The following is an 11,342-nucleotide window of genomic DNA, read 5'->3' as shown; positions in this document are numbered from 1 at the left end:
TCGACACACACGTCGGCGCGGGACGCCTTGGCATGTCGGACGATGTTGGACAGCGCCTCCCGCAACACAGCCGCCGCCTGTTCCGCCAGCTCAGCGGATACCTGGTTGTCCAGTGGGCCGTCCATCCGCAGACCCGGCATGAAGCCGAGCCGCGTCCCGGCGTCGGCCACGAGACCGACGATCTGGCCTCGGAACCCGATCTCCCCCGATTCGCTCGGCGCCTGCAACGCGAAGACCGTCGAGCGGATGTGCCGGATCGTCTCGTCCAGCTCGTCGATGGCGTGGCGGATGCGGCCGGCCCCTTCCGGCCGCTCCATCATCCGCACAGTGCTCGTCAACATCATGGCGACGGCGAACAGCCGCTGGATCACCACGTCATGAAGGTCCTTGGCGATCCGGTCGCGGTCCTCGAGCAGCCGCAACCGCTCCGCGTCCCGCCGGGACTCCGCCAATTCGAGCGCGATCGCCGCATGCCCCGCGAAGGCGTGCAGCATCCGTGATTCCGCCGCGGTGAACGAGGCGGCGCCCCTCCGCTTGCACACCGAGAGAACCCCGCGGACGGCTTCGGCCTTACCGATCGGAACCGCGACGACCGGTCCCGCGGGCATCCGCCCCGCGACCACGGCCGGCATGCCCGCCTCGGCGAAGTCGTCCACCATGACGGGCCTGCCGAGCGTGAACGCCCTCCCGCCGAGCGACCCCGCCACCGGGACCTCCGACCGCGCGATGCGCAGGGCCTCCGGGCCGTCCGCGACGACGACCCGCAACGTGGTGCGATCCTCTCCCGGCAGGAGGACGGCCGACACGTCGCCGCCCGTCATCTCCCTGGCCCGGCGGGCCATGAGGGCGAGCACGTCGTCGGAGGAGACCCCACACAGCAGATCGGTCGTGACCTGCGACGACGCCTCAAGCCAGAGCTCCCTGCGTCGGCTCTCCTCGTACAGCCGGGCGTTCTCGATCGCGGCCCCCGCGGCCCCGGCCAAGGTGGTCACCATGGCCTCGTCCTGCTCGTCGAAGTCGCCGCCGTCGAGCTTCTCGACCAGACACAGATGGCCGACGGCCTCACCACGGACCAGGACGGGCACACCCAGAAATGCCTGATCAGAACCGCTGCGCGGCAGCCGTACCGGCCTGTGGTCCTCGGTGAGGACACGCGGCGGCTCGACGCCGCCGACCTCGGCGACATCGAATTGGGCGCCGTGGGCCTTGATCAGAGCTCCGCGGCGCGCGTCGACCAGGGAGGTGGCTGCTCGCACGATCCGGCAGGTCACCGTCTCGGGATCGAGATCGCCGCCGACGGCGAGGAGAGCCTCAAGCAGCGCGTTCACACGGTCGCGGGAGACCCGCACGGTGTCGAAGCGCGTCCGTGGCTCCGTCACCGGTTCGCCCAGCCGCACCGGGCGACGCTCCCTCTCGCCCATATCGTGAATTGTCCCACCCTCGCAGGTCAGCGCCCATCCCAAGGGGGGTAATGGCGCGGCCGCGCGGGTCACCACACCCCAAGGCCCGCAGGTCACCACACCCCAAGGCCCGCGGCCCACGGCATCCCACAACCCGCGGGTCACGACACTCGACAGCCCACGGGTCACGGCACCCAAGGTCCACGCTGGTCACGGCGCCACACGGCCCGCGCACGTCGCGACACCAAAGATCACGGCACCGCCGTGCCCGCTCCACACCCGGGTTTCCGCTTCGGGAGGCCTGTCCGGATCCGGCTTCCCGGCGGGGACCGGGATGATGGACCTGTGCGCGCCCGCCCCGTCTCCCCGTCGCTCCTCGTGGAGGAACTCGCCGACCGCATCGCGTCCGAGCCCCGGGACTCGTGGCTGCGGGTAGCCGTCGACGGCGCGCCGCCCACCGCGCCGGGACGGCTGGCCGACGAACTCGTCACTCCGCTGCGCGTGCGGGGGCGCGAGGTCCTTCGGGTGTCCGCCGCCGACTTCCTGCGCCCGGCCTCCCTCCGGTTCGAGTTCGGCCGTACGGATCCCGACGTCTTCTACGCCGAATGGCTGGACACCACGGGACTGACCCGGGAGGTCCTCGGGCCGCTCGAGCCCGGCCGTACGGGCAAGGTCCTTCCGGCGTTGTGGGACAGCGCCAGGGATCGGGCCACCCGCGCCCCCTACGTGACGCTGCCGCCGGGCGGCGTCGCCCTGGTGGACGGCCCGCTCCTGCTCGCCCACGGGCTGCCCTTCGACCTGACCGTTCACCTGTCGTTGTCTCCGGCGGCCCTCACCCGCCGCACGGCCGTGGAGGAGCAGTGGACGTTGCCCGCCTACGACCGGTACGAGCGGGAGATCGAGCCCTCACGGACGGCCGACGTGGTGATCCGGATGGAGGACCCGCGCCACCCCGCCGTGATCACCCAACCGTGAACGGGGAGTCAGGGAGACAGGAGGCGGTCACATGCCGTACGTCTCCAGCAGGCGCAGCCACACCTCGCTCACGGTGGGGAACGCCGGGACCGCGTGCCAGAGGTCGTCCAGGGAGACGCCGACGGTGACGGCGACCGTCGCCGAGTGCAGCAACTCGGACGCCCCGGGGGCCACGAACGTCACCCCGAGCAACACGCGGCGGCGCTCGTCCACCACGGCCTTGGCCCTCCCGCGGTAGCCGACGCCCATCAGGGAGCCGCCCGCCACGTTGCCCATCTCGTATTCGACCGTACGGACGTCGAACCCCTCGGCGCGCGCCTGGGCCTCGCTGCGGCCCACCGCGCACACCTGCGGGTCGGTGAAGATGACCTGAGGCGAGCCGATCGAGTCGGCCCGGTCACGCATGCCGGGGAGATCGTCCGGGGCGCCCTTGGCGCGGGCGACGATCACGTCGGCACACACTCGTGCCTGATATTTCCCCATATGGGTGAGCAGGCTGATGCCGTTCACGTCGCCGATCGCGTACAGCCAGCCCTCTTCGACTCCTGTCGCCCGCATGCTGTCGTCGACGCCCACCGGGTGATGATCGTCCAGGCCGACCGCGGACAGGCCGACATCCGCCGTGGCGGCGCGGCGGCCGGTGGCCACGAGGATCTCATCCACTTGCAGGGTCTCGCCGCCCCCCAAATACGCGGTGATCTCCCCTCCGGGAACCGGCCGCTCCACCCGCTCGACGGTCTCCCGCGGCAGAATCCGGACGCCCTGGTCGGCCAGGGATCGCGCCACCATCTCGCCCGCGTAGGGCTCGACCCGCTCCAGGAGACCGTCGCCCCGCACGACGAGGGTGGTCTCCTCCGCCCCCAGCCCGTGCAGGGCCTGGGCCATCTCGCACGCCACCACGCCACCACCGATGACCAGCAGTCTCCGGGGTACGGCACGCACCCCGGTGGCCTCCCGGTTGGTCCACGGCTCCGCCTCGGCCAGCCCGGGGATCGGCGGGATCACCGGGCCGCTGCCGGTGGCCAGCACGACGGCGTGGCGTGCGGTCAGCGTCTGAGAGGTCCCGGGAGGGGATCCGTCGCCCGGCAGCACCTCCACCTCGCGAGGTCCCTTGAGGCGCCCCTTCCCGCGGAGAAGCACCGCCCCCGCGGACTCGATCCACCCGACCTGGCCGGCGTCGTCGTAGCCGGAGACCATCTCGTCACGCCTGGCCAGCACCTTGTCGACGGCGAGTTCGCCGAGCGCGAGCCCGGGTACCCTCGTGACCTCTCCCGCGAGGTCCAGCGGGCGGAGCAGCGCCTTGCTGGGGATGCAGGCCCAGTACGAGCACTCTCCTCCGGCCAGCTCCTTCTCGATGACCGCGACGCTCAACCCGGCGGCGGCGATCCGCCCCGCCGCGACCTCTCCCGCCGGTCCCGCGCCGATCACGATCACATCGAAGACATCGGGCATGGTCGTCTCTCCACTCTCAGTGCCGTCGTATCAGGGCCGTCGTATCAGTGCAGTCGTAGGGTGCCAGTCTGACGCCACCCGCATGCCGGTTCCTTCCCACCCCCGCGGCCCCCTCGCGAGATGTTCATGAACAGCCGGGGTACGAGCCGGTCCGCTCGGGCGGTGGCGCAGCCAAGGTCGTACATTTTGGGCATGAGCAACCTGGAACAGGACCCGCAGGCGACGGTTTCCGTCGGGACGGCGCCGGAGGGCCCGGCCGCGGAGTTCCTCACCGGACGCGACGTCGTGCTCGGCGGCCCGCGGGGCATGAAGGTGACAAGGACCCTGCCGAACCGCGATCGCCGGATGGTCGGGGCCTGGTGCTTCATCGACTACTACGGGCCGGAGACGGCCGTCATGCGCCTTCCCCCGCATCCGCACACCGGACTGCAGACCGTCAGCTGGCTGGTCCAGGGCGAGATCCTGCACCGGGACAGCGTCGGCAGCGAGCAACTCATCAAGCCCGGCCAGCTCAACCTCATGACGGCGGGCAGGGCGATCTCCCACTCGGAGGAGTCGCTGAGTGAGACGGTTCTGCACGGGATCCAGCTGTGGATCGCCCTTCCCGAATCCCAGCGGAAGGTCGCCCCTCACTTCGAGCACCATCAGGCCCTTCCCGAGCTCGGCGTCCCCGGCGCGAGCGTGACGGTCATCCTCGGTGAGCTGGGCGGCGCGACGTCTCCGGCCCGGATCTACACCCCGCTGGTCGGCGCCGAGATCAGCCTGGACGGCGGAGCCGAGATCACTGTTCCACTGCGCCCCGACTTCGAGCACGCGCTGCTGGGGCTGACCGGGGCCGTCGACGTCCTGGACGCGGAAACGGAACAGGAGACGGAAACGGACAAGGAGAAGGGTGCGGCGGCGGAGACGGACGGCGGCGAGGGCGTCGTGCTCGAACCCGGCCCCCTGCTCTATCTCGGCTCCGGCCGGGACCATCTCACGCTGCGCGCCCGCCGTCCGTCACGCCTGCTGCTCCTCGGAGGCGAGCCGTTCGAGGAGGAGATCATCATGTGGTGGAACTTCGTCGGCCGGACTCACGAGGAGATCGCCGGCTACCGCGAGGAGTGGACGACGGGCACCGCCTTCGGCACGGTCGACGGCTTCGACGGCGCTTCGCTGCCCGCCCCCGCCCTGCCCGTGACGCCGATGCGGCCGCGCGGCCGCCACAGATAGCGTTCGCGCGGGCCGTGCCTGGTGAGACCTCGTCGTACGGGGGTAACGCTGAGGCATGACCACAGAATCGGATCAGCTCGCGGATCTCGACCCGTTCGAGATCTTCGATGATGAGGCGCGACGGCTGGACCGGTTCTTCTCGTCCCTCGACGAGCAGGGCTGGGAGCGGGCGTCGCGGTGTGCGGGGTGGAACGTCCGCGACGTTCTCGGTCACCTCGCGGGCGAGGAGCTCTACAACCAGGCCTGCCTCGACGAGGACATCGCCGGATTCTTCGAGATGCTCGGCCGGGAACAGGTGGGGCGGGGCTTCGACGCCTTCAACGAGTGGTGCGTGCGGCGGCGGCACGAGGTGCCGGTGGCGGAGGTGCTGCGGGAGTGGCGCACCAAGAACGGTGAGACCCGCCGCCGGATGCGTGCCCTCGGTCGCGACGCCATGATCGCGACCTCCGTCGGCCCCTACCCCGTCGGCCTGCAGACCTTCCACTACGCCTCGGAGTACGCGACGCACGCCGACGACATCGGCGTGCCCGTCACCGGCGCGGAGGCCGGACCCCGGCTGGACTGGCGGACGCGGTTCGCCGGGTTCGTGCTCGACGAGGCCGGGTCCGGCGCCCGCGTCGAGACCGGACCGGGACGGGTCTCGGTCCGGATCGACAGCATGAGCACCCGGCTGGAGCCGGAGGAGTTCGTCGAGGCCACCGTGGGCAGGCTGCCGGACGATCACCCGCTCGATCCGCGGGTGCGCAGCGCGCTGCGCTGCCTGGCGTGACGCGCCGAGGTCCGGAGGGCCGCAGGGAGAGCGGGAAAGAGGTCTCCGCGCCCGCTCCGGCCGCGTAGGCGCCCGGGTGTGCGGTGCACCGTGGCCGGAGAGCCGGCCACCGGGCGCGGAGACCCTGGTAATAAGACCGCCAGGGGGCACTCGACGACGGTCGTGCCACCGCCCTCGCCCACCGCCCTCGCCGGACGCCGGGGCGTGACCGCCGCCGAGGTCCGCTGAGAGCGGCATGGCTCCCGTCGCGGCCACGCGCACACCGGCCGATGCGGGGGCCAGTGCGGTGGCCGACGCAGGGACCGGTGTGGCGGCGGGGGTCGTCGTGCGGCCCGCCGCAGGATCAGCAGCCACACCGGCGGCAGCAGCAGGATCGCCGCCACGGCCAGGAACCGCATGTACTGCACGGGCCACACGGGCCGGCCGGGCCGCTCGGATCGTACGGACCGCATGGGCCGGACAACCTGGACGGTCCGGACAGCCTGGACAGCCTGGACGGTCCGGGCAGGCTGGATAGCCTGGACGGCCTGGACTGGCGTCGGCGGCACGGTCATCGGGTCGACCGGCGCCGACGGCCGGGAGCCGATCGGCGTGGGCGGGATCCTCAGGACCGGGGACGCGGGCGGGGTCCCCCACTCACCCCCGGGCCGGACACCCCCGGCTCCGCTCGAACCGGTTCCGTACGCCGGTCGGGTGCCCCGCCACGTGGGCCCGGACGCACCGGGCCGGGCGGCGGATGGACGTCGCGCCCGCCGACGGGCGGCAGGCCGCCTGCGGCGGTCCTCCGGCCACGATCTTCTCGGTGGAACGGCGAGCCGGCGCAGCGCCGGATCGGAAATGGCGGGTGCGAGATTCACACCCGATAAGACGGGGTCCATGACTCTGAGTATGAACGCCTGTTGATACGACGCGCGCACTGATAAATGCCTCAATGTGGAGCCCCACGCAAGTCATCCCGCGGAGGCGGTTTGCCGGGGGGATCCGGACGTGTCGCTCATCCAATCGTGCAGGCGATTGGCGGCGGCACGTCAACCATGCACCGAGATCGACCGCAATCGCAACCAGGCGCGCCAGACCCATTCATTTAGCACCCTGCAAACGACTTACCCCTAAATATTTGGCAGCAAGAGCATAATTAGGGATAAATCAATTCAGCTTTCCTCGATGGCCGGCGCAGCCTCGACCGTCTTCTGTACGGCTTTCGCCCCCGACCAGATCGGCAGCGTGAGGATCATGGTGGTGCCGCCTCCGGGAGTCTCCTCGGGCAGCAGGGTGCCCCCCATGGCCTCCGCCAGACCGCGTGACAGCGCCAGCCCGAGCCCGACGCCGGTGTGATTGTCCCGATCGCCGAGCCGCTGGAACGGCATGAACACCCGATCGTGGTCCTCGGGCGGGATACCGGGCCCCCGGTCCATGACCCGGACCTGGACCTGCTCGCCGTGCCAGCTCGCGGTGACCAGGGTCCGCTCGCCCTCGGGGCTGTAGCGGACCGCGTTGGAGACGACGTTGACGAGGATCCGCTCGAGCAGCGCGGGGTCGGCGATCACCTCAGGGAAGTCCGGCGGGATCTCGGCCTTGACCCGTCCGCTCAGGTGGCCGAGATCGTCGACGGCCCGGGGGACGACCTCCTCGAGCGCCACCAGTTCCGACGAAACGCCCAGCACTCCGGCCTGCAGGCGGCTCATGTCGAGCAGGTTCACCACGAGCCGGTTGAGCTTGACCAGGGACTCCTCGGCCGTGGCGAGCAGTTCTGCACGGTCGTGCGCCGACCATTGGATGTCGGTGTTGCGCAGGCTCTCCACCGCGGCCTTCGCCGAGGCCAGCGGCGTCCTGAGGTCGTGACTGACCGCCGCGAGCAGCGCGGTGCGCATCTTGTCGGCCTCCGCGAGCGGCCTGACCTGTTCGGCCTGCCGCTCCAGCCGTTCCTGGCGCAGGACCACGGCCGCCTCGGCGGCGAACGCCTCCACGACCCTGCGGTCGGACGCGTCAAGCAGCCGGCCGCGCAGGGCCAGCACGAGATCGTCGGCGATCGGCATCTCGGTGTCGGCGATCCCGGGACAGGTGCAGGGCACCCCGCCGGTGGTGGCGACGATGCGCCACGCCTTCGGCTCGGACTTGTCGCCGTGGCTCGGCTCCACCTCCGGCCGCCGTTCGAGCAGCGTGACCGAGGCGAGGCCGAAGATCTCTCTGAGCCGGGCGAGCAGCGACGGCAGTGCCGCCTCACCGCGCAGCACGTGTCCGGCGAGCGCGGACAGGACCTCGGCGTCGGCGCCCGCCCTGGCGGCCTCGCGGGTACGGCGGGCCGCGAGGTCGACGATCCAGCTCACCGAGCCCGCCACGAGGACGAACACGATCAGGGCCAGCAGGTTCTCTGGATTGGCGACCGTCCAGGTGTGCAGTGGCGGCGTGAAATACCAGTTGAGCAGCAGAAAGCCGCCGACGGCCGCCGTGACGGCCGGCCACATGCCGCCCACGAGGGCCACTCCGACCACGGCGACCAGGAAGAGCAGGATCTGGCTCGGCAGGGTGAGCTCACCGCGCAGCGGAAGCAGCGCCGCGGTCAGGGCGGGCACGCCCAGCAGGGCGAGGAGCCAACCGGCCAGCCGTCTGCTTCTGGTCAGCGCGTCCCTCGACGGCGCGGGACGCCGTCCCTTGCTGACCTCGTCATGCGTGATCATGTGCACGTCGATGGCCCCGGACAGCGTGGTCACGGTGAAACCGACACCCCGGGAGACCAGCTGGGCCAGGCGGCCGCGGCGGGAGACCCCCATCACGAGCTGGGTGGCGTTGACCCCCCGGGCGAAGTCGAGCAACGCGCGCGGGACATCGCTTCCGACCACCTGATGGTAGGACCCGCCCAGGCTTTCCACGAGCGCGCGTTGCGTGGTGAGGCCGACGGGGTCGGTGCCGCTCAGCCCGTCGGCCTGCGTGACGTGGACGGCGAGCAGATCGGCGCCCTTGGTCCTGGCCGCTATCCGCGCCGCTCGCCTGATCAGAGTGTCGCCCTCGGGGCCTCCCGTCAGGGCGACCACCACCCGCTCGCGCGTCTCCCACGTGCCCGCGATCCCGTGCTCGGTCCGGTAGCGATCGAGCTGTTCGTCGACCTTCCCCGCGACCCACAGCAGGGCCAGTTCGCGCAGCGCCGTCAGGTTGCCCACCCGGAAGTAGTTCGACAACGCCGCGTCGACCTTCTCCGGGAGATAGATGTTGCCGTGCGCCATCCGGCGGCGCAGCGCCTCCGGCGACATGTCGACGACTTCCACCTGGTCGGCGCGCCGCACCACCTCGTCCGGCACGGTCTCGCGCTGCGGAACTCCGGTGATCTGCCTGGCGACGTCGTTGACCGACTCGAGGTGCTGGATGTTCACCGTCGAGACGACGTCGATGCCCGCCTCGAGGATCGCCTCGATGTCCTCCCAGCGCTTGGCGTTGCGCGAGCCGGGGACGTTCGTGTGCGCGAGCTCGTCGAGCAGCGCCACCTTCGGGCGCCGGGCGATCACCGCGTCCACGTCGAGCTCGGTGAAGGTGCCGCCTCGATACAGGACGGTCCGCCGCGGGATGATCTCCATCCCCACGAGAAGCTCCGCCGTACGCGGACGGTCATGGGTCTCGACGAAGCCGACGACCACGTCCCGGCCGCGCTGCATCGCCCGGCGGCCCTCGCTGAGCATGGCGAACGTCTTGCCGACGCCCGGAGCGGCCCCCAGATAGATCCGTAATCGCCCGCGTGGCATCCAGACCCTCCCGAGTCTGTCGAGGGCGAGGTCGGGCACGTACGCCGGCCGCGGGCTCGCCCATGAATCCCCCGGCTGAAACCCAAAGGTACGGCTGGCCGTGCATGCCGCGACGAGCCGCCTCGCGTCAGCAAACCGCGAAACGCACCCGGGCTCGGCGATATTGACGCCCCAGATACACCATCGAGTCCGATATTGACGGATTTTATACGCTACGTCCCGTTCTTGGCGTGGTGCACCCGGACCCGGAGACACACGTGGCCGGCCCCGGCCGTACAGGCGCGGGACCGGCCACGATCGCCATGCGTCAGCTACGCGAGCGGCGCATGCCGAGGATGCCCACAGCGGTGCCGATCAGGCCGACGGCGATGCCGACGGCGCCGATCGCCCGGGCGGTGGAGTCGGAATCCGCGACCTCCGGTGCGGCCGCGTGCCCGGCGTCCCCGAGCACGGTGGCCGTGGGCGCCGGCGACGGCGCGGCGCCGTGGGCGTCGTCGTCGGTTCCGGCGACCAGCTTGAGCGCGGGCACCGGGTGCTCGGCCTCCGACCCGTCCGCCTTGGGCTGGTCCGCCCACTTCACGACCTCTCCGTTGGAGTAGGTCTGAGTGGCCGGGAAGTCCAACTCGTCGACGGTCTTGGGCAGCGGGCCGACCGACACCTCGAACTCCTGGAACTGCCCGGCGCTGATCTCACCGCCGCTCCAGGTGATCTTCAGGACCGACTCGGTGACCGTGTCCCCGTCATCGTTGACGACCGGCTTGGGCAGCTTGCCCTGGGTCACCTTGACGTCCCACCCGGGAACGGGCCGGACCGAGACGAAGGGCAGCGGGTGGTCGGTCGGGAAGTCGACCTCCACCTTGGTGGTGGACGCGTTGTCACGCTCGTTCGGCACCCGGAAGGCGACCTTGGTCCAGCTGCCCTTCACGGCGCTGCCGGGGTTGATCGTGACGTGGGCGAGGGCCGGTACGGCCAGGCCGACGGTGAGGGCCAGGACACCGGCGGTGACGGCGCCGGCACGGCGAAGCGCGGCGTTGAACGCCATGGGAATCTCCACTTCTGGATACGGGGGAAGGACGATGACCCGTTCACGAGAACGGCGACAGCGCGAGCCGTACCGGAAGCGTCCTGAGCGGAGATCAGGAGCAGATCAAGGAGATCGCGGAGATCACACGGACGACGTCCCGGCGGCGCGCGCGAGAAGGCGCGGTACGGCGGGACGGGGCGGTCCGCGCCGGGTGACGGCGTGGAGCAGCACCCGGCCGGGACGGACACGCGAGACGGTGGAGGGAAAGCCGAAGGACCGGGCAGGCACCGGCGCCGGCTCCCGGGTCAGGAGTGCGAGCAGGACGCGCAACGACCCCGTGGCCCGCGCGCCCGCCCGGCGCAGCAACGACCACAACGCGACCTCACCGCGGGCCAGCCACCAACCGGTGATCAGCGTGGCCGTGAGGTGCGCGATGATCATGCCGAGGTCGACGCCGAGGCCTCCGTGCGCGTGGACCGCGGGGAGCGCGCTCGCGGCCGCAGGGGCCGTGCGGTCGAACAGTTCGTGGAGGGAGACCTGCGCGACGACCAGCAGGACGCTGATCGTGGCGGCGCTCCGCTCACGTCCGGCCAGGCCCGCCGCGACGGCCAGCACGACGGCTCCCGCCGCCAGCGCCGTCGTGAACGAGGGGGCCGATCCGCCGCCCAGCCGGTGCGCGCCGACGGCCAGCGTCACGCACACGATGGCGAAGAACGCCGATCGCGCGAGACGAAGGGGTAACCGGGCGCGCATAACGTCCCACATGGTCTCACGTC

The 11,342-nt window shown here is 71.2% G+C and carries 8 protein-coding genes; 3 read left to right on the top strand and 5 right to left on the bottom strand.

From position 1 onward, the window contains the following. The coding region (locus Pka01_RS21445) for a GAF domain-containing protein (RefSeq protein ID WP_203884600.1) at positions 1-1,421 on the bottom strand (1,421 nt) is incomplete at its 3' end. Positions 1,422-1,745: 324 nt separating this feature from the next. Between Pka01_RS21445 and Pka01_RS21440 the strand changes: the two genes are divergently transcribed. After that, complete coding sequence (locus tag Pka01_RS21440) at positions 1,746-2,375, top strand: nucleoside/nucleotide kinase family protein (protein ID WP_203884599.1); 630 nt, start codon at positions 1,746-1,748, stop codon at positions 2,373-2,375. A 27-nt stretch (positions 2,376-2,402) separates the two neighbouring features. Here Pka01_RS21440 and Pka01_RS21435 read toward each other — a convergent pair whose 3' ends face one another. Next, the gene (locus tag Pka01_RS21435) at positions 2,403-3,827 is read right to left on the bottom strand and encodes a dihydrolipoyl dehydrogenase family protein (RefSeq protein ID WP_203884598.1); all 1,425 of its coding nucleotides are present in this window, start codon (positions 3,825-3,827) and stop codon (positions 2,403-2,405) included. A gap of 192 nt (positions 3,828-4,019) precedes the next feature. On the opposite strand from Pka01_RS21435, the gene Pka01_RS21430 reads away from it, so the two are divergent. Together Pka01_RS21430 and Pka01_RS21425 are read left to right on the top strand one after the other, a co-directional pair. Continuing rightward, positions 4,020-5,039: a pirin family protein gene (locus Pka01_RS21430; protein ID WP_203884597.1), complete on the top strand. Its 1,020-nt coding sequence runs from the start codon at positions 4,020-4,022 to the stop codon at positions 5,037-5,039. 55 nt (positions 5,040-5,094) lie between these two features. Beyond that, complete coding sequence (locus tag Pka01_RS21425) at positions 5,095-5,808, top strand: maleylpyruvate isomerase family mycothiol-dependent enzyme (RefSeq protein WP_203884596.1); 714 nt, start codon at positions 5,095-5,097, stop codon at positions 5,806-5,808. 1,151 nt (positions 5,809-6,959) lie between these two features. Here the strand turns inward: Pka01_RS21425 and Pka01_RS21420 are convergent. From Pka01_RS21420 to Pka01_RS21410, 3 genes are all read right to left on the bottom strand, one after another. After that, positions 6,960-9,542 (bottom strand): sensor histidine kinase, encoded by a 2,583-nt coding sequence (locus Pka01_RS21420; protein WP_203884595.1) that lies wholly within the window; start codon positions 9,540-9,542, stop codon positions 6,960-6,962. 307 nt (positions 9,543-9,849) lie between these two features. Continuing rightward, positions 9,850-10,584, bottom strand: a complete 735-nt coding sequence (locus tag Pka01_RS21415; RefSeq protein ID WP_203884594.1) for a YcnI family copper-binding membrane protein — start codon at positions 10,582-10,584, stop codon at positions 9,850-9,852. A 123-nt stretch (positions 10,585-10,707) separates the two neighbouring features. Further along, positions 10,708-11,331 (bottom strand): MFS transporter, encoded by a 624-nt coding sequence (locus Pka01_RS21410; protein ID WP_203884593.1) that lies wholly within the window; start codon positions 11,329-11,331, stop codon positions 10,708-10,710. Positions 11,332-11,342: the final 11 nt, after the last annotated feature.

The sequence above is a fragment of the Planotetraspora kaengkrachanensis genome (assembly GCF_016862895.1).
In the GTDB taxonomy this organism is placed as follows: domain Bacteria; phylum Actinomycetota; class Actinomycetes; order Streptosporangiales; family Streptosporangiaceae; genus Planotetraspora; species Planotetraspora kaengkrachanensis.
This window is presented reverse-complemented; position numbering and strand designations above follow the sequence as displayed.